The 25,123-nt window shown below is 64.8% G+C and carries 13 protein-coding genes; 1 reads left to right on the top strand and 12 read right to left on the bottom strand.

Translation table 11 applies throughout. The annotated features are described in order from the left end of the window. Positions 1–52: 52 nt before the first annotated feature. From ACCQ01_RS17460 to ACCQ01_RS17480, 5 genes are all read right to left on the bottom strand, one after another. Entirely contained in the window at positions 53–1,087 is a 1,035-nt protein-coding gene (locus ACCQ01_RS17460; protein ID WP_228431050.1) for a cytochrome P450, read from the bottom strand. Positions 1,088–1,183: 96 nt separating this feature from the next. Continuing rightward, positions 1,184–1,264: a tryptorubin family RiPP precursor gene (locus ACCQ01_RS17465; protein ID WP_216594067.1), complete on the bottom strand. Its 81-nt coding sequence runs from the start codon at positions 1,262–1,264 to the stop codon at positions 1,184–1,186. Between the two features lie 488 nt (positions 1,265–1,752). Further along, positions 1,753–3,384, bottom strand: coding sequence for a glycoside hydrolase family 6 protein (locus tag ACCQ01_RS17470; RefSeq protein ID WP_372358904.1), 1,632 nt, complete (start codon positions 3,382–3,384; stop codon positions 1,753–1,755). 745 nt (positions 3,385–4,129) lie between these two features. Then, entirely contained in the window at positions 4,130–7,066 is a 2,937-nt protein-coding gene (locus ACCQ01_RS17475) for a TonB-dependent receptor (protein WP_228431054.1), read from the bottom strand. Positions 7,067–7,203: 137 nt separating this feature from the next. Next, positions 7,204–10,668 carry a glycosyl hydrolase 2 galactose-binding domain-containing protein gene (locus tag ACCQ01_RS17480; RefSeq protein WP_228431057.1) on the bottom strand — a complete coding sequence of 1,155 codons (3,465 nt, stop codon included), beginning with the start codon at positions 10,666–10,668 and terminating at the stop codon, positions 7,204–7,206. 172 nt (positions 10,669–10,840) lie between these two features. On the opposite strand from ACCQ01_RS17480, the gene ACCQ01_RS17485 reads away from it, so the two are divergent. Continuing rightward, a complete protein-coding gene (locus tag ACCQ01_RS17485; RefSeq protein WP_228431059.1) occupies positions 10,841–12,805 on the top strand; it encodes a glycoside hydrolase family 97 protein in 1,965 nt (654 codons plus the stop codon). A 413-nt stretch (positions 12,806–13,218) separates the two neighbouring features. Here ACCQ01_RS17485 and ACCQ01_RS17490 read toward each other — a convergent pair whose 3' ends face one another. The 7 genes from ACCQ01_RS17490 to ACCQ01_RS17520 all read right to left on the bottom strand — a co-directional run bounded on the left by ACCQ01_RS17490 (position 13,219) and on the right by ACCQ01_RS17520 (position 25,093). Beyond that, the gene (locus ACCQ01_RS17490) at positions 13,219–14,709 is read right to left on the bottom strand and encodes a carboxylesterase/lipase family protein (RefSeq protein ID WP_372358905.1); all 1,491 of its coding nucleotides are present in this window, start codon (positions 14,707–14,709) and stop codon (positions 13,219–13,221) included. 20 nt (positions 14,710–14,729) lie between these two features. After that, positions 14,730–15,632 (bottom strand): TrmH family RNA methyltransferase, encoded by a 903-nt coding sequence (locus ACCQ01_RS17495; protein WP_228431063.1) that lies wholly within the window; start codon positions 15,630–15,632, stop codon positions 14,730–14,732. Next, positions 15,629–17,122, bottom strand: a complete 1,494-nt coding sequence (locus ACCQ01_RS17500; protein ID WP_014508760.1) for an alanine/glycine:cation symporter family protein — start codon at positions 17,120–17,122, stop codon at positions 15,629–15,631. The genes ACCQ01_RS17495 and ACCQ01_RS17500 overlap by 4 nt, the downstream gene beginning before the upstream one ends. 102 nt (positions 17,123–17,224) lie before the next feature. Further along, positions 17,225–17,758, bottom strand: coding sequence for a GNAT family N-acetyltransferase (locus ACCQ01_RS17505; protein WP_228431065.1), 534 nt, complete (start codon positions 17,756–17,758; stop codon positions 17,225–17,227). Positions 17,759–17,817: 59 nt separating this feature from the next. Next, complete coding sequence (locus ACCQ01_RS17510; protein WP_228431067.1) at positions 17,818–20,493, bottom strand: M1 family metallopeptidase; 2,676 nt, start codon at positions 20,491–20,493, stop codon at positions 17,818–17,820. 392 nt (positions 20,494–20,885) lie between these two features. Next, positions 20,886–24,011 (bottom strand): efflux RND transporter permease subunit, encoded by a 3,126-nt coding sequence (locus tag ACCQ01_RS17515; protein ID WP_116921514.1) that lies wholly within the window; start codon positions 24,009–24,011, stop codon positions 20,886–20,888. Next, positions 24,008–25,093, bottom strand: a complete 1,086-nt coding sequence (locus ACCQ01_RS17520) for an efflux RND transporter periplasmic adaptor subunit (protein ID WP_103700609.1) — start codon at positions 25,091–25,093, stop codon at positions 24,008–24,010. The genes ACCQ01_RS17515 and ACCQ01_RS17520 overlap by 4 nt, the downstream gene beginning before the upstream one ends. Positions 25,094–25,123 lie beyond the last annotated feature (30 nt).

The following is a 25,123-nucleotide window of genomic DNA, read 5'->3' on the forward strand; positions in this document are numbered from 1 at the left end:
ACATCACCCAACAACACAACGCCCTGCGCATCGGCGATGCGATCGCGTTGTTTTAGGCCCTGACCAGGGTGACGTCCGCAACACCTAAAAGCCCAGTCAATGGCACATCGGCGCGACGCTGGGTGGTTGCCGCTGTCAGGCCCTGGCTGCGTAACAGCTCCAGCAGGCGCTCGGCAAGCGGCATCACCATGTGCCTGCCCCAACAGCGCTCCGAGGCATGGCCAAACGGAAAATAGCCCGGGTGATGGTCTGGATCCAACGCGTCCCAACGCGCCGGACGAAACATATTGGGCGCGTCCCACAGCGCGGGATCGCGGTGACTGAGCAACGGCAACACCAACACGTCATCGGCCGCACCGATGCGGTGATCCAGGGCGGGATATTCCGGCGACGCGTTGCGCAGGATGTTCCAGGATGGCGGCAACAGCCGCAGCGCTTCGTAAATGATAGTGCGGTTGCTGTCGCTCGCTGAGAACGGCGATCCCAGCCACATGGCATTGGCTACCAAAGTAGAAATGGTAAAGCGCACCGGTGCTGCGGTACGCCGGTACAGGCCCAGGGCGTAGCGGCGTTCGTCATAACTGCCTGCGGCCGCCGTCACCCGCGCCAACGAGGAGGAGTTTGGTGACAACGTCAACGGCAACGCAGCGCCGGCGGCAATCACCGCCCAGGTCAACTTGGGTGTGAGTTCGAGCACGCGGTCCATCAGCACGCGCAAGCGCAACGGATCTCCACCAAGCAACAGGTCGCGCAGGTACACGTGACCGACGTGCGGCCAACTGCCCGACAGATCGACTTGTACCGCTGGCATTTTCAAAGCTTCGCGCACATCGCGACCAATCGCCTGCATCAGGCGAGAGGCATCGACGCGTGCAATGGAGCGCCCATGCAATGGCTTGAAGGTTGGTCGTTCCGTCTCCGAGGCCGGGCGTGCAGCGAGCAGGCGATGCGTCAGCACCGGCCCCGCCACGCCCACCGTGTCGGGCTCCAGACGAAAGACGTCTTGCCCGATGTACGCATCGAGCAAGGCCTGTAGCCGCGGGGCAAACACGGTGCGGCGCATGTCGCCGGCAAGCGAGTGCGACATCGTATGACTCCGAAAGAAAGCCCGCGTCCAACAACCTGGGGATCGCCGGCGCGGGCAGGTTCACCGGGCCGCATCATCTCTGCGGCGGGTGCACGTTCAGTACCAGATGTACCAAGCGTGCGACTTCAGGCTCTTGTTCGAAGCAAGGCGATGCTTGATGGCAAACAACAGTTTCATGAGCGAAATCCTTCAGGTGGGATTGCCCTTGCGGGGGATGAAACCAGGTGGAAACACAGGTAGCGCGGCGAGCCATTTACAGTTGAGCTCGCAAGATCGAACCTACTCCCTGCTCCAACGCAAAACCCTGCAAGCGCGCACAGATCGCAACGCGCATGTCACTGCGGCGCAATGCGCCTGCATAAAAAAGGCCGCATCGCTTCCCGCCGATGCGGCCAAATGGGAGGGTGCCCGGGCTTGCGACCGGGCGAACTGCAGCCACCGGCCTATGCCGGTGATGGGAAGCACAGCAATCCGGCTCAGACGATCAGAGCGAAATTCGCAATTTCGTACCGACGCACGACGCCCATGCAGGCAAAGCGCGAAAACAGCTGCATGACACGATGTATACGGCTGCGGGGCTCGCTGATGGCGGCCGTCGTATTCACGACCGCCATCACCGCAGACTGCGTTGCGACCAACTCATTGCACTGAGAAGAGCAAGACGGCTACTTGTTCGGCCGCGCGATCACCATCGCCGATGGCGCACTCGCACCTGCCGCGTTGTTGGCCGTCACCACGTACGTGTACGCGGCACCATTGTCGACCGCGCGGTCTACATAGGTGGTGGAGGTGAGGTTGCTGCTCACCGTCGTCAATGCCCCCGTGGTGCCGGCGCGGCGCTGCACGGTGTAGCTGGCTGCGCCGCTGACGGCCGACCAGCTCAGCTTGACGTTGCTGTCTCCCACCGTAGCGGTGAGCCCACGGGTTGCAGCCGGTACTTGGCGCGGTGGCAGTGCAGCAGATGCAGCGCTGGCGGTGGCGATGTCCGGATAGGCGTTGTTGACCAGGGCAACGAACTGGTTGTGGAACCAGGCGCCGGAGATGGGCGCACCCGGCATCGCGCCACTGAGCACGCCGTCGGCCGTGGTGTAGGTGGGGTCGCACATCCGGTCGAAGCCCTTGCCTTCATTATTCGGAATCAGCGTGCTGGAACCATCCGACTCACCCGGTGGCTTGACCCATGCATAGGCATCCAGATGCGCACCGGGCGCCGCAGCGGGCGGCATGCCGATCCCGGCGTTGCTCTGATTGCACCAGTTGCCACGGTGGAGGCGGCGATCGACGCGCCCGGAATTCACATAGGTCGTGATGTCGCTGCCGACTGCCGCAGCCGGGCGATTCGGCCCGCCCCAGCCATTACGCCCGGTATCGATGATGAAGCCGATCGTGCCCGGCCAGCCCGCACCGACGAATCCGCTATACAGCGCCTGGGTGAAATCGGTCTCGTCAAAATACGGATTCCATTCGTAGTACTTGGCCGATTTGATCGGCTGGCCATTCACGCTCAAGTCGGGGCTGGGCAAATTGGGCTCGTTCAACGGCGTGGTATTGGCCGTGTTGGTCACAAAGCCATCGACGCTGGACAGGCCCGCGGCGGTGCCCTGCACCACGCGCGTGTACAGCGCAATGGTCGGGCCGCGATTGCTATCCCAACCCAACCAGCCGGAATGGCCGATATCCAGATAATTGTAGGTATTGGGAATTGCGTGCAGCTCGTCGATCGCATACTTGATGCCGGCCTCGTAAATGCCGGTGGAGTTGGCCAATGCGCAGCGCATGTCGTTCAAGTTGGTGACAAGGTTGGGCAGGCTATCGGGCTCGATGACATTGACGATGCGGATGTCCTTGTACTTCGGATCGGCAAAGATGCCGGCAATCACGTCGATGTATTCTTTCTTATAGCGCTCCAGCGCTGCAGGAGTGAGCGGCAGTTCACCATTGGATGCCAATGCATGGCAGTCGCGCCCGGGCAGATCGTAAATGACGAAGCTGGCGGTGATGGGTGTGTTGGCCTTCTTTTGCGCCAGCGCCGCGTCCAGATGCGCGCGCAAACCGAGGCGCCCGGCGTTCTTTGAGCCGCCGGCAATCGCATCGATGCGATCGAGCCAGACCGCCGTGGGAGTGTTTTTGACCACACCCATTTTCGCCTTGAGCGGCACACCTTTCACTTTCGCAATCGATGCATCCACCTTCTTTGCGTAATCCGGATTCACATAGCCGGTTGCGCCTACGAAGGGATTATCGACATGCGATTGCGCGGACACCGCCGCGATCAGCAAAGGGTTTGCAACCAGCAATGACAACACCAGTGTGCGCTTGATGTTGCGACGGATGCCTTGATTGGAACGCATGGTATTCACCTTTTTCCGTGGTTGGTTCTCAGGGATTGCGGATGTTCTTTCAGCACGACCGTGGTGGTATTGGCCTACTCCCATTCCTGTAAAGGCACCCATCGAAGACTCCTTGGAAGGCGATCGGACACGCTCCGCCAGCGCACATCCGTAACGGTGTACGAGAGCAAGACATCAGCAACGCGCACGCAAGGAGGCAGGCCAGATGGCCTTGATCCAGACGAAAACGCATAACGCTCAGCGTGTATCAGGGGCAGGGTACCGGGCCGATAAGCGCGTTCCGGCACTTGCGTGATGAGTGGATGATCTCCAGGGAGCGAGTGAGCGAGCAGCATTGACTGCTGTGCTTGCTAGCGGCATGACCAAGCTCGCCATGCGCAAACTACGCCGCAGCTGTGAGCGGCGCAATCGCCAAAGATTGCGTTCGGACACAGATCCGAATACCCGCTACACCCATCGGTGCAGTCCAGGCATTACGACACAAATGGATGTGCCAGCACGCACAAAAAACGGCCACATCGCTTCCCGACGATGCGGCCGAATGGGAGGGTGCCCGACGTTTCCGTCAGGCGTACTGCAGCGCCGCATAAAAACGGCGACGGGAAGAACGCGCAAGGATCGCGTGGAGAGTCGCTAGAAGAACATGCGGCACGACGCGGATGCGCGCCATGCCGCATGGGGTGCAGCCGGATCAGAAACGCAAACGCAGGCCAGCGTAATAACGACGCTCGAAGATGTTCTGGTCGTAGTAGTGGTTGGTCCACTGTGCGTAGCGCCGCTCGCTCTCGCCGGTGAGGTTGGTGGCCTGTGCGTACAGCGTCAGGTGGTCGTTGACGTCGTAGCTGAAGGAGGCATCCAGATAACCGACGTCGTCGTTCCAGATGGCCAACTCATCGCCCCATGCACCGCTATTGACCTGACTGAAACGCTTGCTGCGCCAGTTGTAGGCCACGCGCGCCTGCAACTTGTCCTTTTGATACCACAGCACTGCATTGGCTTGGTGCTTGGAGTTGTCGCCGATCGGCAGCGTGTTGCCTTCGATATCGGTGTTGTCGGTATCGGCATCGGAGAAGGTGTAGTTGATGTTGGTGCCGAAACCGCTCAGCCAGCCGGGCAGGAAATCGAAGGCCTGTTGATAGCCGATTTCGAAGCCCTTGATCTTGCCGCCACCGCCATTGACGATGCGCTCCACCGGGCCGCCAAGCCGCACCACACCGTCGGCATCGGGCTGCGGCTCGATGTCGGTCACCGTGGTGGGGAACGACTTCACGTCGATCAGGAACGCGCCCACGCTGACCAACGACGCATCGGAGAAATACCATTCCCACGACGCGTTGTAGTTGGTGGCGCGGTACGGGTCCAGATCCGGGTTGCCGGAACGGCCATTGAGAAATAGCACCGCGTCGGAGGGCAGCGCGGGGTTACGCGGTGGCGTGCCATTGACCGCATAGAAGCTCACCAGACCGCGACCGAGGTCGGGTAGATCCTGGCGCGCCACCGCCTTGTTGTAGGCGAAACGCAGTTTCTGCGCGTCGGTGATGTCCAGCGACAGGTTGGCGGTGGGCAGCACGTCGGTGTATTGGCGATTCAGACGATTGGTGCCGATCGCCGGGCTGACGCCGTTCCATTCGACATTGCCGATAAACACATTGCCGCTGCTCAGATACTGATCGATCGCCAGCTTGGTCTGCACGATGCGTGCGCCGATATTGGCCGTCCACGGCACCGCACTGCCGGTACCGCCTTCCAGATTCGCCAGGAAATACGCCGCCGTGCTTTTTTCGGTGACCTTGTACGAATCGGCGGCCTGCTGGTAGGCCACGTTGCCCGGATACAGGCTGTTGAGATACCCCACCGGGTCCTTCATGACCTGCGGATTGATCGCCGGCAGCCCCTGGCTCCCGAGGCCGGTGACCTTGAGCGGATCGAAGTCGTTGAAATACGCCCAGTAGCCGGGGATGGAATTGAACGGCAGCAAGCGCGCTTCGGACACGCCGCTACAGGTATCGGAGATCAGCGGGTCCTTGAAGTAGTACAGCGAGCGGTTGGGGTCTGCACATGTGGTCGACACCGGCGACAGGTAGCGATAGGTGTCCAGCTTGACCTCGCGCTCGCCATAGCGGATGCCGAATTGGAAGCCGCGCACCACACCTTCGTCGAACTCGAAGGTGCCATCGGCGCGGAATGCATCCATGGTCGCTTCGATCTTGTTGCCCTGCGCCCAGGTCGACATCAGCTGCCAGTTGTCCGGGTTGGACACGTCGGTGCCCAGGTTGACCGCCGGGTAGGTGCCGCGGAAATCCACCGAGGCATCCACGGTTGGCAAGCCATTGGCGTTTGCCCATTGCGTCACGCCGCCAGCGCGGGTGATCTGATCGCCACGTGTCACCACCGCATCGGCGCGTGCTTCGTCGTAGGTGCGCTGTGCATCCCCATGCACCCAGCGGAACGACGCACGGAACGGGCCGCCGTCATCGAAGCGCAGCTCCAGGTTGGTGTTGAGCGAATCCGAATCGGCCACGCCGGCCATCGAATGCGCCTGGAAGCGGTTGTAGCGGAACTGGCCGTATTCGAGCACGCCATTGGAATCGACCACCGATCCCGGCTGCAGTTGATTGGTGGCCCAGCCGGTATGCAGCTGCGCGGCCACCGAGGTGTCCTGGTCTTCGAGCTTGGTATAGGCCGCGTCGGCCAGCACCGTCCACGAGTCGTTGATGTTGAACTGAAACGAGCCGTTGACGCCGGTGCGCTGGCGGTCGGTGCTGCGGTTATCCAGTTCGGTGGCGACCCAGTTATAGAAATAATCACGCGGCAGATTGGACGGATCGGTATTGCTGCCGATGCGGCCATCGCCGTTGAAGTCGAAGCCCACGTTCTGCTCGGTGGATTTTTGCGCGCCGTTGGAATACACGCTGGGGTGCTTGTTTTCCAGGGTGGCATCGGAATACGACACCGCCAGCAGGGCGCCCCAACGTTCGGTGCGGAAGCTGGCCAAGCCCGAGTACAACTCGTTGAGTTCTTCCACGCGGTCGCCGTAGGAACCTTCGGCCTGACCGCTGAAGGTCCAGCCTTCGGGCAGATCGAACGGGCGACGCGTCTTCAGCGAGACCGTGCCGCTGATGCCGCCATCCAGATCGGCGGCAGTGGGCGACTTGATCACGTCCACGCCGCTGAACAGCGTCGGCGGGATGTCGACGAAATCCGGCTGTGCGCGGCCGATGTTCGGTTGGCCGAATTGATCGCCACCACCCGCGCTCAGATACAGCTCGCCATTCATGGTGGTCTGCACCTGCGGCATACCGCGGATATTGAGCTGTGAGCCCTCGCCGGCCGAACGCCGGATCTGCACGCCGGGGACGCGCTGCAGCGAATCGGTGATGGTGACGTCGGGCAGCTTGCCGATGTCTTCAGCCGAAATTGAATCGATGATTTGCGCGGCAGTGCGCTTGTTTTCGATGGCTTCGGCCTGCGCACCGCGCACACCCTTGACCATGACCTTGTCCAACTCGGTGACACCTGCGCCGGCACTGGCGTCCTGCGCTTGCGCGCCACCAGCCAGCAAGGTCAGTGCGGCCGCGAGCGCGGCGGCCAGCGGTGTATGACGTGTATTCGACAGCAACTTGTTCATGGCCCCTCCCAGGGATGACAACACTCCACGACCATTTCGAATGGTGCCGCCAGGGGGCGGCACGGTGTGTCCGACGCATGCAACGCGCCAGTGCGAGCTCCGTGCGGGGGCACGGCATAGCAACTGCAAGGACGCCGCTAGGGACTGCCGCTGGCGGTGCCCGAAGACGGTGCAAGATTCCACCCGCGCAACTGCACACGCGCGGCGCGCAAGCTGGCTTCGGCCGGCCCGCGAATTTCCACGGTGCGACTCTCGCCAGGCGCAAGATTGAGATAGTTGTCGCTGTAGTAGGCCGGCAAGATGCGCTGGCCTTGCGCATCCACCAAGGTGAGCTTGGCGCCCAGGGCCACGTGCTGCGAGGGATTCAGCACAGTGGCATTCAGCACAGGCGCATCGCCGGACTGCAGCTGCGTAGTGAGCTCCAGTGGCACCGGCGCCAATGTATCCAAGCCGCGCATGACAGCGGCATCGCGCGCCACCCAGTAGAAATTACGCGAGCGCACCGTGCCGTCGCGCTCCAGCAACTGCAGCCGCACAAAGCCCAGTTCCTTTGCGTCCGCAAGCAGTGGCGCCAGCTGCAGCACGGGTGCAGACGCCGCCACCGCTGCTGCATCCACCGTCTGCTCGCGTTGTTGCAGCAGGCGGCCGTCGGCTGCATAGGTTTCCGCCCGCACACGCAGGCCGCGCACCGCTGTGGTCGTGTTGTTGACCACCACGACTTCGTGGCCGGGCAGATTCATCTGCACGTGCAGCGGCTCGGCGGCATTGCGCACGCCGTAGTACGCGGCGTGGGTGTCGTAATCGTGGCTGTAGATCTGCCACATGTTGCTGGGCCACGCCGGGTGACTCATCCACAGCAGCCGGCCGCTGTTCTTCGTCCACAACTGCGCGTTGAACCCTTCGAAGATGGCGCGGTGGGTTTCGTAATTGAGCAGCTGCGCCTTGCGTTCGAAATCGTCCAGACTGGTTGGTGCGCCAAGCTTGTCGCTGAGCGAGCGCATGAAGCTGGCGGTATCGCCGTTGCCGGACTGATGCCAGTCGTGATACGCCCAGCTGTCACTGATCGGCCATTGATCCTGCACCGCAGGTACCGACGCCTTGAAGGACTCCAGGGTGGAGAACGACGGTGTACCCACTTCCACCGAGAAGCCCTGCGCCAGCTTGTTGAAGTACGCCACCGGCTCGCGGTAGTTGTACGGGCCGCTGCCTTGCAGATTCACTTCGTTGGAACTGCCGGTGTACCAGCGTGTGCCATCGAGCGCGGCGACCAGCGCGTCCAGGCCCTCGTTGAGGATCGGCGCGGGAACGCCTTCGTTGCGGCCGAACCACAGCACAATTGAAGGATGGTTGCGAAAGCGCGTGATGACCTCGGCGGCATTGGCCAGGAACAGCGCCGCGTCGGCCGGCTCCATGTTGTAGTTCTGCGTGGATTGCCAGAAGTCGTTCAACACCAACATGCCGTATTCGTCGGCCAGGTCGAAGAAGCTCGCTTCGGTGTTCTGCCCCACCCAATTGCGCACCACGTTGAAGTGCGCATCGCGCTGCAGGCGGAAGTACGGCTCCAGGCGCTCGCGTGAGACGCGCTTGCGCCAATCGTCCATACCCCAATTACCGCCCTTGACCGCAATCCGCACACCGTTGATGCGCAGCACCAGATGCGGGGCCAACGTACTGTCATCCAGCTGCGTCACCGCTGGCGACGCGAGTGCGCCGGGATACAGCGATTGCGCATTGCCACCGGGCACCGGGCGAATGGCGGCGTGCCGCACATCGACAATGCGCTCGCCACGCTGCCGGGCCTGGTTGAGATCCACCAGCACACGACGCAGTGCGCCGCGTTCGTCGAACAACGACAGCTCGTAAGTGACCTCGCGAATACCGAACCGCAGTTGCTGCAGATCCGACTGCACACCGCCCGCTGCGACACCGACCTGCAAGATGTACAGCGAGGGCTCGCCATACCCGTTGGGCCACCACAGCCGTGGATTGGTCACCACCAGCTCCGGCGTATCGGCGGCAGTGAGTGTGAGCGTGGTGCCGCCCGCAGGCACGTTGACCTCACGCTGGATACGCACATCACCGAAGGCAAGCTGCACTGTGCCCTGCACCGCAGCGCCGCTGGTGTTGCGCAATGGCACGGCAATTTCCAGCTCGGCGCGGCGATGGTCGGGCGCCAGCTTGGCGGTGACCACGTGCGTATCGCCGACCGCGAGCGGGCCGGTAGCATGCAGCTGTACGTCCTGCCAGAGCCCGGCATTGCGGTCGCGCACGGCCGGGATCCAGTCCCAGCCTTCGCTGGCAATGAAGGTGGGCCCATCCAGTGCCTGCATGCCACCGTTCTCGCCGACACCGGCGGTCATCGACTGCTCGTGCGCAATGCCCGGATGCGGCGGCGGCGAAACACGCACGGCAATCGCATTGCGGCCGGGCGTGAGGTAGCTGCTGACATCGAACTGCCCACGCGCGAAGGCGCCACGCGTACGCCCCACCTGCACGCCGTTGACCCAGATCTCGCCGGCGTAGTTGATGCCGTTGAACACCAGTTCCAGGCGCTTGCCCTGCGTGCTGGCAGGCAGCTCGAAGGTGCTGCGGTACCACCAGTCCTGGCGGCTCAGCGATTCGGGAATGGCCATGTTGTTGAGGCCGATATCCGGATCTGGATACACACCGCGATCGACCAGCGTGGTGAGTACCGTGCCCGGCACGGTGGCCACATGCCATGCGCTACTGGAAGGTGCAGCGCCACGCGACAGCTCGGCACCACCGCGCGTGCCGAGATCAGGCGCAGCGGCCAGCTGCCAGCCGGCCACGCGCCATGACAGCGCATCCAGCGGCTGCAATGCGGGCGCATCGGTGACGGGCTTGGCCACCGGTGCGGAGAACGGTGCGGCGCTGCGTGGCAGCGTGGCGGACGGCTGTGGTTCGAGCTGCCCAGCCATTTGTTTGGTCTGCACGCGCCAGCCTGGCGATGCATCTTCGAAGCGCTGCAATGCTGCATCCGGCGCGTGCCGTGCCTGCTGCGCAATAGCGGCTGCATCGAGCGCACCGGCGCGCACAGTGAAATTGGCGATGTCGCCACCGAAGTGCAGCGACGCGGCATCGGCCAGCACGCGTGGGCCGAAGACCAGCGCCGGCGCCACCGCACGTGACACGCGCGTGCCACTGGCCACCTGGCGTCCATTGGCATACAGCGTCAGCCGTGCACCTTGCGCCACCGCTGCAATCTGCGTCCAGCTGCCTACCGGCAGCGCCTGTTTGCTGCGCAGTACGCTATCGCCTTGGGCAAAACCAAGACGGCCGTTGTCGATCACGAAGAAACGCCCGTCGCCGTGCGCATCACCTAGACCTGCAACGCGCACGGTACCGGACACGTCCATGGCAGGACGCACCCAACCGGACACGCTCCAATCTGCGTCGGCCGCCAGCATCGGTGCATCGGCGGCCAGCGTCTTGCTCAAGCCAACGCCGCCTGCGAGCACGCGCACGTCATAAGGACCGGGCGGATCGACCTTGGCGGGTGCTGCCTCCACTGCAGTCCAGCCCACGCAACCACACAACAGCCACAGCGCTCCACGGCGGAACGCCTTGCGAACCATCAGCATTAGAGGCCTCTCCCAAGCTCTACTGCCAAGCAACGGTAAACATCGCTGACGCGATGTTGCCCGTAACTGCCGCCCCTGTTTCGGTTGCTACGGTGCGAGGTAACGTTACCCCAGGAGGATATCGACGACAACCGTTCTGCGTTAGGGTTGGCGCACCCAGGAGGAGGGAATCATGCGAAACCTGATCCAGTCCGCATTACCGGCAGCTTCGCTGCTGCTGTCTTTGAGCGTTATTCCTGCTGTTGCGCAGCCATTGCGCGTGCAATCACCCACTGCACGCACGCAAGTGGAGTTCACGCTGAGCGAGGGCGGCATTCCCACCTATCGCGTGCTGTACCGCAACAAAGTAGTGCTCGACGATGCACCGCTTGGACTGGATCTCGGCCGCAACAACAAGCTCGGCCACGGCATGACCGTGCAGGGCAGCAGCAGCGAAGATCACGACAGCCGCGTGACGCTGACGGTGGGAAAAACCCGCCAGGCACGCGACCACTATCGGCAGCTGCGTGTGCAGCTGGTCGACGCCGCACAGCACCGGCTTGAGATCGAACTGCGTGCCTACGATGACGGTGTCGCACTGCGTTATGTGCTGCCCAAGGCGGGCAAGCTCGAGATCCGCAACGAACTCACCAGCTTCGCGTTTCCACGTGATTACCCGTGCTGGACCTTGAACCTGGGCCGCTTCGGCACCAGCCACGAGGGCGAGTACGACGCCATCGCCGCATCGAAACTGCGCCCGCACAACCTGCTCGAACTGCCACTGGTGTGCCAGACCGATGCACAAGGCACGACACTGGCGATTGGCGAGGCCAATCTGCACGATTACGCCGGCTTGTATCTCACCGGCCGTGCCGATGGCGGGCTGGGCGTGTCGGCGAAATTGTCGCCACGGCTGGATCAACCCGCGCTGGCGGTGAGCATCGATGCGCAGGGCCGCGACTTCGCCACACCGTGGCGCGTGATCATGCTCGGCGACACGCCGGCATCGCTGATCGACTCCAATCTGATCACGCTGTTGAATCCGCCGCCGGCCTTCGATGCCAGCTGGGTGCGCCCCGGTAAATCGGCGTGGGATTGGTGGTCGGGCAGCCTGGCCAATGGCGTTGCACAGCCCGGCATGAATACCGCCACCATCCAGCGCTATATCGACCACGCGCATCAGTTGAAGCTGGAGTACATGCTGATCGATGACGGCTGGTATCACGGCAGTACCGGCGATGGGCAATACAACAGCGATGCGGACATTCGCCGCCCGGTGGAACAACTCGACCTGCCCGGCCTGGTGACATATGGACGGCAACGTGGCGTCGGCCTGTGGCTATGGGCGCATTGGCGTGCACTGGATGCGCACATGGACGAGGCGCTTGCGTGGTATCAGCAACTCGGCATCAAGGGCATCAAGGTCGACTTCATGGACCGCGACGACCAGCAGATGGTGGACTTCTATCACCGCCTGCTCGCCAAGGCCGCCGAACACAAACTGCTCGTGGATCTGCACGGCGCCTACCACCCCACCGGCCTCACCCGCACCTATCCCAACTACCTTACGCAGGAAGGCGTGCTCGGCGCCGAGTACAACAAGTGGACCACGCGCATCACCGCCACCCACAACCTCACCCTGCCCTTCACCCGCATGTTGCTCGGGCCGATGGACTACACCCCTGGCGGATTTCGCAACGTGCGCCCGGCCGCGTTCAAGCCGCAGCACATCGCGCCACAGGTGATGACCACGCGCGCGCAGCAGCTGGCGATGTACGTGGTGTACGAGAGTCCGTTTGCGGTGGTGTCCGACAGCCCCGAGCAATACGAAAACGTCCCCGCAGCGCAGTTCCTGCGCGATGTGCCTGCCAGCTGGGACGAGACCCGCGCGATCGAAGGTGCGATTGGCGAGCACATCGTGCTGGCGCGCCGCAGCGGCAAGGACTGGTATGTGGGTGCGATGACCAACGAACAGGCGCGCACGCTGCAGGTGCCGTTGACGTTCCTGGACAAGGGCACCTGGACAGCGACGATCTATGCCGATGGCGCAGCGCCGACCGAGGTGAACATCGAAACACGCAAGCTGACCCGTAATGACAGCTTGCAGCTACAGCTGGCGGCAAGCGGTGGTGCGGCGATCCGGCTGCACAAGAAGTAGGCGTGCCGCAGCACTATCGTGAACCAGGCACGTGTGCGCGCTTCGCCACGTGCACGCTGGCACGCGGCAGCATCGCAGCCGCGTTGCTGCCGCGCTGATTTTGTCCGCGAGGGATTGCGACGCGGCCGTGTCAGGTATGCGCGAAATTTTTCTCAATGCAACGAACGCTGGACAAGCGTTGCATCGGCGTATTGGCCTCGGCGCAAATGCAGGCTTACGAACACCGCATCGGGCAGCGCCGGCATTGGTCGCTGTTTGCGACCATGCGGAAACGCGGTGGCATCGTTGCTTCCACACGTTACGAACACGATGGCTCGTCTTGTTCCACATGCAGCTTGCCGTCATGGCTGGCTGCAGCCTCACCCGCAACAACCGCACATCACCGCCCGCAGCGCAGGCGGTGATGCGACCGATTACGGCAGATCGATCCCGGCACACGTTTCCGGGCGCGCGTCCTTGATGGGCTGCACGCCGCTGGCATCGAAGCGCAGCGCCGCATGTGTCGGCGCGAAGGCCGGCCAGGCCGGCAAGCCGGTCGCGTTGGGGTTGCCACCCTGCACGAACGCTGCCCAATAACGCTGCAGGTTCACCGGCGGCGTGCCGATCGGCAGGCCCTTGAACAGGAAGGGCAACTCGGCACTATGGGTCACCTGCCCACCGGGCGCGGCGGTATCGAACACGTAATGCCACACCGGCGCGCCAACTGCTGCCTGCCGCTGCGCGACCGTGACCGCAGGGCAGCGGAAGGTGAGATCGGTAGACAGCTGCACGGCGGGGCTGCCTTCGCGCGCGGTGCGCTTTGCCTGCGCACGTTGCTGCCGTTGCAGCACGGCGTGGGCCTGCGCCGGGTAGTCGCGGCGTACACGTGCCTGCGCGCCCTGCTCGCCGCCATAGGTGAGCTCCTGCACCACATACCCGATCAACAGCGGCACCTTGGCCTGTTTGCCATCGGCCAGCAGCGCCGCTGGCGCACGCGGCAACACGCGCCCGTCCACCACCGCCTGCAACCAGAGATAGCCATCGTCATCCAGCGCGGGCACGTCCACGCCTTGCGCGGCCTGGATCACACGCTCGGCCGGCAGCGCGCGCAGTTGTGCCAGCCGCGTCGCTGCATCGTCGATGCCGGCACGTGCGGCGATGCTGACACCCAGTGCGCGGTTGTCTTGCAGCGACCGCGCCGGCAAGCCAAAGCCGGCGGTGCCGCTCTGTTCGATCGCCGCGGAAAACAGGCCGCGTGCCAACGGGCTGAGCATCAGCAGGCCCACGTCCTGGCCACCAGCCGATTGCCCGGCGATGGTGACACGCGCCGGGTCGCCACCGAACTGGGCGATGTTGTCGTGCACCCACTGCAACGCGGCGATCTGGTCGAGCAAGGCGTAATTGCCGGCGGCGGCATTGTCGCCATCGCGCAATTCCGGCAGCGACAGAAAGCCGAACGCACCCAGGCGATATTGCAGCGTCACCACCAGCATGTCCTGCGCCACCAGGTTGGTCGGCAGATGCCCATCGGCGCCACCGGCCACATTGGCGCCGCCATGGATCCACACGAACACCGGCAGCGGTTTGGCTGGCTGCAACGCCGGCGTCTGCACCTCTACATACAGGCAGTCTTCGGTGCCGCGCTTGGCCATGGTGTTGTTCCAGCCCAATGCAGGCTGCACGCAAGGGGTGGCGGCCACCGTGGCATCGCGTACCTCTGTCCAGGCCGGTGCCGGTTGCGGCGGCCGCCAGCGCAGCGCACCCAACGGCGGGGCGGCAAACGGAATCGCGCGGAACACCGCGCTGCCATCGTCCTGCCATTGGCCGCGCACCGGGCCGTGGTCGGTCTGCACCTGCGGCGGCGCAACCGGCGAGAGGGCAGCAGCGTTGCCGGCAACGGCCAACGCGCAACTTGCGGCAAACATCCAGACACGCGCGCGCATGCTTACGCTCCTGTCAGCGCGCGTGCGCGCCAGGCGGCTTGAAAGACGGCGGTAGCGGAGGCGACATTGAGGCTTTCCACCAGGCCGCTGCCGTGGATGGACAACTGCAGATCGCAGGCGCTGGCGAACTGCCGGTCCATGCCTTCGCTTTCCGCCCCCATCACGTAGACGAGGCGCTGCGGCAACGCGGTGGCAAACACATCCTGCCCGCCGTCCACCAGCGTGGCGGCCACCGCAAAGCCGGCCTGCCGCAGCTGTGCCATCGCCTGCACGGTATCGGGAAGCTGCACCAGCGGCACCGCTTCAGCGCCGCCTTCGGCCACGCGCGCGGCGGCACCGGACAACCCCAGCGTGGAGCCGGCCGGCAACAACAGGCCGGCCACACCGAAGTGCGCCGACGAGCGCAGGATGGCGCCGAAGTTGTGCGGGTTGCCCACCCCATCCAGCCACAGCGCCAGCACCGGGCCTTGCGGCAAGGCCGCCAGCCAGTCCTGCAGCGGCTGCGGCGGCACCCGCAACACCTCGGCCACGATGCCTTCGTGATGCGTGCTGGACGCCAGCTTGGTGAGGTCGGCCTCTTCCACCACGCGGTAGCCCAGGCGCTGCGCCACGCACCAGGCCAGCAAGGCCTTGAACTGCGGGATACGCGCTTCGGCCAGGTAGATCTTGCGCAGCGCCTGCGGGCGCGCCTTGAACACCGCCTGGATCGCATTGATGCCGTACAGCCGCAGCTCGCGCGCATTGTTGGCGCTGGCCGCCGCCGGCGCCGCAGCGCTGGTGCGCGGCGCCGGAGCAGACGGCGCGGGTGCGCGTGGCGCCGCACGGCCCCACGGATTGAGCGGCGCTGCGCCGCCGCCGGCGGTGTCGCGCGGCGGCCGTGCGCCACGCCCATCATGCTGTTTCATCGTTGTGTCCAGAAATCCGCGTTCTTGATGCCGAGCGAGACAGGATCGAACACGGGATCCAGCCCCTGGCGTTTCTGCCGTTCGTAATCCTTCAAGGCCAGCATCGCCGGCTTGTGCAGGATCAGGATGGCGATGATGTTGAGCCAGGCCATGACGCCGACGCCGATGTCACCCAGGGCCCACGCCAGCTGCGCATTATGAAACGCGCCGAAGATCACCATGCCCAGGATGCCCAGGCGCAGCAACAGCACGGTGAGCGGACGCCGGCGGTTGCCGTTGATGTAGCTCAGATTGGTTTCGGCCATGTAGTAATAGGCCATGATCGTGGTGAACGCGAAGAAGAACAGCGCGATCGCCACGAAGCCCGCACCCCAGCCCGGCAGCACCGATTCCACCGCGGCCTGCGCATAGCCCGGGCCCTCTTCCACACCGACCAGGCCCGCATACAGCCCCGGCTTGGCGCCATCGGGCGAATACACGTTGTACTTGCCGGTGGTAAGGATCAGGAAGGCGGTGGCGGTACACACCATCATGGTGTCGAAGTAGATCGCAAATGCCTGCACGTAGCCCTGCTTGGCCGGATGCGAGACCTCGGCCGCGGCGGCGGCGTGCGGGCCAGTGCCCTGCCCGGCTTCGTTGGCGTAGATGCCGCGCTTGACGCCCCATTCCACCGCCAGGCCCAGCAACGCACCGAACGCGGCATGGCTGCCGAAGGCGCTGCTGAAGATGGTGGCGAACATGTCCGGCACGCGTTCGGCGTTGAGCACCATGATGACCAGCGCCATCAGGATGTAGCCCATGGCCATGAACGGCACCACGATCTCGGCGAAGTTGGCGATGCGCTTGACGCCACCGAAGATGATCACCGCCAGCATGCAGGCCACCAGGATGCCGATACCCAGCTTGGCGGCATCGCGCATCGGCAGGCCCATCCACTGCCCGTCCATCGCGCCGCACAGGCTGGTGCCGCGGCAGGCGTTGATGGCGCTGTCGGCGATGGCATTGGCCTGCACGCCGGGCATCAGAAAACCGGTGGCGATGATGGTGGCCACCGCAAAGGTGAGCGCGTACCACTTCAGGCCCATGGCCTTTTCGATGTAGTACGCCGGGCCACCGCGATAGCGGCCATCGGCATCCTTGATCTTGTAGATCTGCGCCAGCGTCGATTCCACATACGAGGTGGATGCGCCCAGAAAGCCCATCACCCACATCCAGAAGATCGCGCCCGGCCCGCCGAAGGCGATGGCGGTCGCCACGCCGGCGATATTGCCAATGCCAATGCGCCCGGCCATCGACATCGCCAGGGCCTGGAACGACGACACGCCGGCATCGGATTTCTGCCCGCCCACGGTGAGGCGGACCATTTCCACGAATCCGCGCACCTGCATGAAGCGGGTGCGGATGGTGAAGTACACGCCGGCGCCCAGACACATGAAGATCAGTGCCTTGCTCCAGACGATACCGTTGATGCCATTGATGAGTGCTTCCACGCAATCTCCCCGACGCGCCGACCGTTGACCCCAGCGAGGTGGGGAGTGCCCCGATTCTGGCCGAAAGCGCTGCACGATGCGACGTGCACGCGCGCCACAGGCTCAGCGTGTGGCCGCGAACCGGCTGAAAACGTGTAGATCGTGTGCGCCATCGGGGCGCAGCAGTGCGCCGCGCCGCACGCCCTGGGCCACGAACCCGTTCTTGCGCAACACCTGGGCAGAGGCCGGGTTGCTGTCCAGCACGGTCGCATCGATGCGTGTGAGCGGCAACGCGTGCAGGGCCCACGCGAGGTAGGTCTGCACGCTGCGAGTCATCCAGCCACGCCCCCAATACACGCGGCCCAGCCAGTAGCCCAGTTCAGCGACATCGTCTGCACCACCGCCCGCACGACGCAGCGCGATGCTGCCGCAGGCCTGGCCGTCGATCACGATGGCCAGCGCCGGGTCGCGCAGATCCACCACTTTGCCGGCCAGAAACGCCTCGCCATCGGCCCGCGTATACGGGTGCGGAAAGCGCGTACTCAGCCCGCGCGGTACCCACGGGTCGTTGGCATGCATCAGCAAGGCGTCCAGGTCGTCCTGGCGCCAGCGGCGCAGCACGAACCCTTCGCCCTGCAATTGCAGATCATCGAACATGCGCTGACCTCACCGTGCAGCAGCGTCGCAACGCTGCTGCACCATTGCCGCACGCCAGGCTAGCGCTTGGCGGTCTGCGCCTGCTTGAGCGCGGCGCACAGGCGGATCGCCTCGCCGGTCTGGGCCAGGCCGCGGTCGGCGCCGCTGAGCGTGGCCAAGCGCGGCTTGAAGAACGCATCCAGACGATCGGCTTCCTCCACGCTGCAGCCGTTGGACGCGCCCAGCGACGGCAGGCCGCCGCCATCGAACGAGCCACTGCGCTGCACGATGCGGTCGAAGTTGGCGGTGAACCACGGCCACATCGAGGCATGCGAGGCGTCATAGCTATGCCCACGCGTCAGCAGGCTCTTCATCTCGCCGACCTTGATTGCATCGGTCAATGCAAAGTCGCGCACCTGGGTGAGCAGCGCCGGATCCTGCACCGCGCCGAGCGCGGCGATCATCGCGTTGCGCTGCGCCGGGTCGGCATGCGTGCGCAGCGCCTGGATCAGCGTCTGCACGGCCGCGGCGCCGCGCTCCTGCGCGGTCACCGCCAGCACGGTGTGGAGCAGGTCGGGATTGGCTGCGGCGAAGTTCAGGCCATTGCCGCCACCTGCCAGCACCGCATCGCCCTGGGCCAGCAGCGCGCTGCGCACCTCCGGGGTCTGCAGCCGCAGGCCGAACAGGCCGGCCAGGGACGTGCGCAATGTGGTGTCGTCGATCGACTCCTTGGCGCGGCGGGTGTAGCCGAGCTGACGCAGGCGCGGCAGGTAGGCCTGCTCGGCCGCCTTGCGCAGGGTGGCGCGCTGCGCATCGGTGGTGGCCTGGTAGCGCCAGATCCAGACGAAGCGGTCCACCAACGCGGTGGACACATCGGCAGACTCGGCGCCGGCCAGTTGCTTCATCGCTGCCAGCACCACCTCGGTGTCGGCATCGCCGTGGCGATACGCCGCATCGATGGCGTCGGCGTAGGAGAGCTTTTCGTTTTCGTCGAGCTGGGCGACCTGCTTACCAAGCGCGGCCAGCTGCTTCTTCGGCAGGCTGAAACGGTAGTAGCCGGCGCCACGCGCATTCGGGAACACCCAGGTGTTCTTGCCGGCACCTTCCAGCACGATGCTGCCGCTGCCGCTTTCCAGCAGTTGGCAGGCGGTGCCCACCTGATTCTTGCCCTTGCCGTACTTCACGCACACCGGCACGCCCCACTGCTGCGCGGTGGAACCGGATGAGCCCAGCGGCAGGTAGCGCTGCTGTTGCAGTTTGACCACGGTCTTGCCGCCCTCGCGCGCCACCTGCGTCTGCAGGTACGGCACGCCCGGCTGATTCGGGAAGCTGCGAAATGCCGCCTTGAAATCCTCGCCCTTGCCGGCGGCTTCGGCGATCGCATCGACCAGGTCATCGGCGGTGGCGCTGCCGAACTTGTGCTTGGCGATGTAGGCGCGCATGCCCTCGCGGAACACGTCCTCGCCGACGAAGCCTTCGAACATCGCCAGCACCGCCGCACCCTTCTGGTAGGTGATGCCGTCGAAGGCGGTTTCGATATCACCATTGCCGGTGATCGGCTGGCGGATCTTGCGTGCGCTGACCAGGCTGTCGTTGTCCATCGCATGCTGCGCACCGCCGATGCGGTCCAGATTGGCGCGGTATTCCGGGTGCAGCTGCATGGTGATCTTCTGCTGCATCCAGGTGGCGAACGCTTCGTTCAACCACAAATCGTCCCACCACGCCATGGTGACAGTGTCGCCGGTCCATTGGTGCGCCAGCTCGTGCGCGTTGGTGTTGAAGGAGCGCTGCACGTTTTCGGCTGGCGAGTCCTTGTCCAGCAGCAACAGCCAGTCGCGGAAGGTCACAAACCCCGGGTTTTCCATGGCGCCGGCGCTGAAGTCCGGTGCAGCAACCAGGTCGAGTTTGTCGAACGGGTAACCGAAGGCGTAGTAGTCCTCCAGCGCCGCAATAATCGCCGGGGTCTGATCCAGCGCGGGGGTGATGCGCGGGCCCTGGCCCTGGGCGGCAATGCCACGCAACGGCGTGGCCGCGGGGCGCTGCGGGGTGGCCGGCATGGCCGGCACATCCACCACATCCCACGGGCCGGCCGCGTAGGCCACCAGATAGGTGGGCAGCGGCAGCGTCGGTGCGAAGCTCACCGTCTTCCAGCCCTTGCCGGCCGGCTTGGTGGAGGTGGCGATGGTGTTGGCCAAGGCCTGATCGCCGGCGGGCACGGTCAGGCTCAGATCGAACGGCGTCTTGAACGCGGGCTCATCGAAACCGGGGAACGCGTAGCGCGCACTGATCGGCTCCATCTGCGTCATCGCATATGCCTTGCCCTGGTACTTCACCTGATACAGGCCCTGCAGCTGCTGATTGAGCGGCGCGCTGTAGGTGATGTCCACGGTGAGCGTCTGCGGTTTGAGCGTGCGGCCGAAGTCCAGGCGGACCACGCCGGCCTGCGCATCGGCATCGACGTAGCGTGCGGTGAGCGCTTTGCCCTTGGCCGGCTTCACTGTGGCCTTGCTGACCTTCAACTCCTTGCCGTGCAGCCAGAGATGGTCCGATGCCTGCTTGAGCTGCACGCGGATGGTGGTGCGGCCGCTGAATTGCGCCTGCTCCGGATCCACCTTGATCGCCAGACTGTAGTGCTCGGGCACCGCCCAGGTGGGCAGGCGGCCATTGGGCACCGGCTCGCCGGCGGATTGCGCCAGGGCGCTCCCGCAGCACAGCGCAAGGACGGAGGGAGCAAGCAAACAGGCAAGACGACGCATGGGCGATTCCGGTCAAGGTAACCGCCGAAGTCGACCACAGCCAGGCAGTGCTGTCATGTGACCATAGTCATTGCAGGGGCGGTGCACGCAGCTGCGGCCCCGCGCCGCCAAAGTCGGCATGTTGGCTGGTGGCTAACGGCGACACAGCGCTGGTTGGGCATCACACGCGGGGCGCTGCCAAAGCTCATGAGTCATTGCATGCAGCTTGGCCACATGCGTGCATGGGATGGCATGCATTGCATGGGCGCCTGCGCGCACCACACGTGCCGCCTGCTCGCACGCGGCGCAGCAAGCTATACGCAGTCACTGGTTGGGTTACGTCACAGGATGCCGAAACGATCGCTCGGCAGCGCAGCGATTGCCGGCGGCGAAATCCGCTGCCGGCACCTGGATTACGCGTGTCCACCCACCGAAGGCGTGCGTGCCTCCAAGGCATCCAGCTCGCGCGCCAGCGCTTCGGGCGACTTGGTGTACGGGGCGATCAGGCTGTAGAACGCCGGCACCACGTACAGCGACAGCAGCGTGGACAACGACACACCAAAGATCACCACCACGCCGATGGTGGCGCGGCTGGCCGAGCCCGGCCCGCCGGCCACCACCAACGGAATCGCACCGACCACCGTGGCGATGGAGGTCATCAGGATCGGGCGCAGGCGCACCGATGCCGATTCGACGATAGCCGCATGCACACTGCGGCCTTCGTCGCGCAGCTGATTGGCAAACTCCACGATCAGAATGCCGTTCTTGGCCGCCAAGCCAACCAACATCACGATGCCGATCTGACTGAACAGATTGAGCGTACCGCCAGTGAGCCACAGGCCGACCAGCGCGCCCAGCACCGCCAGCGGCACCGTCAGCATGATCACCAGCGGATGGGCGAAGCTCTCGAACTGCGCGGCCAGCACCAGATACACCACCAGCAAGGCCATGCCGAAAGTCAGCAACACCGCACTGCCGGATTGCTGGTACTCACGCGATTCGCCCTTCCATTCCACCTGCGCGTATTCGGGTAACTCTTCCTGCGCAGTCTGCTGGGCCCACGCGATGGCATCGCCCAGCGGATAGCCCGGCGCCAGACCGGCACTGATGGTGATCGCGCGTAGTCGATTGAAGCGGTTCAAGGTGCCGGCTTCAGCCACTTCGCTGAGCGTGACCAGGTTGGACAGCGGAATCAGCTCGCCACGGATCGAGCGCACGCGGATGGCGGTGAGGTCTTCGGGCGACATGCGGCCTTCGCGGCCGGCCTGCAGCATCACGTCGTATTCCTCGCCGTTGTCGACGAAGGTGGTGACGCGGCGTGAGCCCATCAACGCTTCCAGCGCGCCGCCAATCGCAGTGACCGACACGCCCAGATCTGCCGCGCGCAGGCGATCGATATTCACGCGCATCTGCGGGCGGGTTTCCTTGTAGTCCGAATCCGCGCCCACCAGGCCGGGATTGGATTCCATGCGCTGCAGGATGCGGTCGCGCCATTGCGCGATCTCCGCGTAATCCGGGCCGCCCAGCACCATCTGGAACGGTTGGCCGCGGCTGCGGACCAGCCCGCCGCTCACCTGGGTACGGGCACGCACGCCGGTCAGCACGTTGAGTTTCTGCTGCAGTTCGTCGGCAACCTCGGTGGTGGGGCGGCCACGTTTTTCCCAATCCTGCAGGAACACACTCACGCGGCCGGTGTGCATTTCCTCGCTGCTGCCAAACCCGCCGGGCACGCGCGGATTGGCACGCACGATGGGTTTGTCCGCGCCCACGTACGGGCGCAGGATGTCTTCCACCTGGTGCATCTGGCCCACGGTGTAATCGAAGCCCGCACCTTCCGGGCCGTCGATCATGATCTGGAAGTTGCCGCGGTCCTCGGCCGGAGCCAGTTCGGACGGAATGCGGCTCATCAACCACGCGCTGGCGCCCAGCGCCAACAGCATCAGCAACGCGAAGATCCAGGTGCGCTGCACGTGCCGTTCCAGCGACCGCCCGTAGGCGGCCGACACCGCCTGCATGCGCCCGTTGAACCACTGATGGAAACGATTGGGCTTGGCCTGGTCGTGCGCGCGCAACAGCTTGGACGACATCATTGGCGTGAGCGTCAGCGCCACGAAGGCCGAAATCGCCACCGCTGCCGCCAGTGCCACCGCCAGCTCACGGAACAGCCGCCCGGTATTGCCTTCCAGAAAGCCCACCGGCAAAAACACCGCCACCAGCACCGCGGTGGTCGCAATCACCGCGAACGCCACCTGGCCGGTACCGCGCTTGGCGGCCACCAGCGGCGGCTCGCCGAGGTCGATGCGGCGCTGGATGTTTTCCACCACCACAATCGCATCGTCGACCACCAGGCCAATACACAGCACCAACGCGAGCAGGGTGAGCAGGTTGATCGAGAAATCGAACGCGTACAGCGCAATGAACGCGGCAATCAGGCACACCGGCACGGTGACGGCCGGAATCAGGGCCGCGCGTGCGCTGCCCAAGAACACCCAGATCACCACCAGCACCAGCACCACCGCTTCGATCAGCGTGTGATAGACGCGCTCCACCGCCGCATCGATGAAGGTGGTGGTGTCGAAGGCAACGAAGATGTTGGTGCCCTGCGGCAGGGTCTTCTGGATTTCTTCGGCCTGCGCGCGTGCTTCGCGTGCTACGTCCAGCGCGTTGGCGGTGGAGTTGCGCACGATGCCCAGGCCCACGTTGGGCACGCCATTGCTCTGGAAATACGCGCGCCGTTCGGCCGAGGTGAGCTCCACCTTGGCCACGTCGCCCAGCCGCACCACATAGCCGCCCTCGCCCTTGCTCAGCGGCAGCTTGGCGAAGTCCTCCGGCTTGAGATAGCTGCGCTCCACGCGCAAGGTGAAGTCGCGCTGCGCCGATTCGATGCTGCCGGCCGGCAGTTCGACGTTTTCGTTCTGCAGCGCGGTTTCCACATCGGCCACGGTGAGTGCGCGCGCGGCCAATTGGTCGCGATCCAGCCAGATGCGCATCGCGTAGCGCTGCCGCCCGCCGATGCGCACCTGCGCCACGCCGTCCAGGCTGGAGAAGCGGTCGACGACATAGCGTTCGGCGTAGTCGGACAGCTGCAGCGTGTCCATCGTGCTGGAGCTCATGTTGAGCCACAGGATGGGGTCGGCGTCGGCTTCGACCTTGGAAATCTCCGGCGGGCGTGCCTGATCCGGCATGCGGTCGGACACGCGACTGACCGCGTCACGCACATCGTTTGCGGCCGCTTCCACATCGCGCGTCGGCACGAACTCGATGCTGATGTCCGACGAACCATTGCGGCTGCGCGCCTCGATGGTTTCGATCCCCTCGATGCCGGCCAATGCGTCTTCCAGCACCTGGGTGATGCGGCTTTCCACCACTGCCGCCGAGGCGCCGGTGTATTCCACGTCCACCGAGACGATGGGCGGGTCGATCGCCGGCAATTCACGCAGCGTGAGCCGGGTGAAGGACATCACGCCCAGCACGATCAGCAACAGGCTCATCACCACCGCCATCACCGGGCGGGTAATGGACAGGTCGGAGAGCTTCATTGCACGGCCTGCTTGCCGGCGGTGGCGGTCGCATTGGCGTTTGCCGGCGCGGCCTGCGCGTCGATCTTCAGGCCCGGGCGCAACTTGCCGGTGCCATCCACCACGATGCGCTCACCGGGTTTGACGCCTTCGAGGATTTCCACCTTGCCATCGCGGCGCTCGCCCAGCCGCACGTCGGCGCGCTCCACGCTGCTGTCCGGCTTGACCCGGAACACATACGACTCGCGTCCCACCTGCACCACCGCGATCTCCGGGATCACCAGCGCCTGCCGCGCTGGCTGGAACAGCCGCACATCCAGCAACATGCCCGGGCGCAACCGGCGGTCGTCGTTGGGGAAATCCGCACGCACGGTCACCGACCGCGTGGTCTCATCGATACGCGAATCGATCGCCGCCACTTCACCTTCGAACTGCGCACCCGGGTAGGCCGCAGCACTGCCGTTGACCGCGTTGCCAAGCTCGACCAGGCCGAGCTGCGACTCGGGCACCTGGAAATCCACGTACATGCGCTCGACATCATCGAGCGTGGTGATCACGGTGCTGGCGGTGATCAGCGACCCGGGGCTGACCTGGCGGATGCCGAGCACGCCGGAGAACGGCGCGCGCACCTCGCGGTCGGTGATCTCCGCGCGCATCTGCTGCACGCGCGCCTCGGCGGCGTCGCGCAGCGCACGTTGGGTGTCCACGGTGGACTTGGCCACCAGTTGCTGGCCGACCAGGCTCAGCTGGCGCCGATACAGCTGCTCGGTTTCCTCGAAGGTGGCCTGGGCGGCGGTCAACGCGGCCTGCTGCGAATTGCCACGCAGGCGCAGCAGCAGCTGCCCGGCCTTGACCTCGTCGCCGCTGTCGAAGTTGACCTGCTCCACCACATCGCTCACCGCGGCGGTCAGCGCCACCGACTCGCGCGCACGCACGGTCGCGATCGATTGCACGGTCGAATTCCATGGCTGCACGCTCACCGCTTGCACGACGACCGGAATCGGTTTGCTGGCGGCGGGCGCACTGGTCTGGCGGGCGCAACTGGTCAGCCCGACGGCCAACAAAAGCGCCACGCAGAAACGTGCGCTGGGTCGAACAAGCATCAGAACATCCTGGCGGGGTACGGCGAAAGT

Origin of the sequence: Xanthomonas sp. NCPPB 4037, assembly GCF_041475695.2 — a bacterium.
GTDB classification, from domain to species: Bacteria; Pseudomonadota; Gammaproteobacteria; order Xanthomonadales; family Xanthomonadaceae; genus Xanthomonas; species Xanthomonas campestris.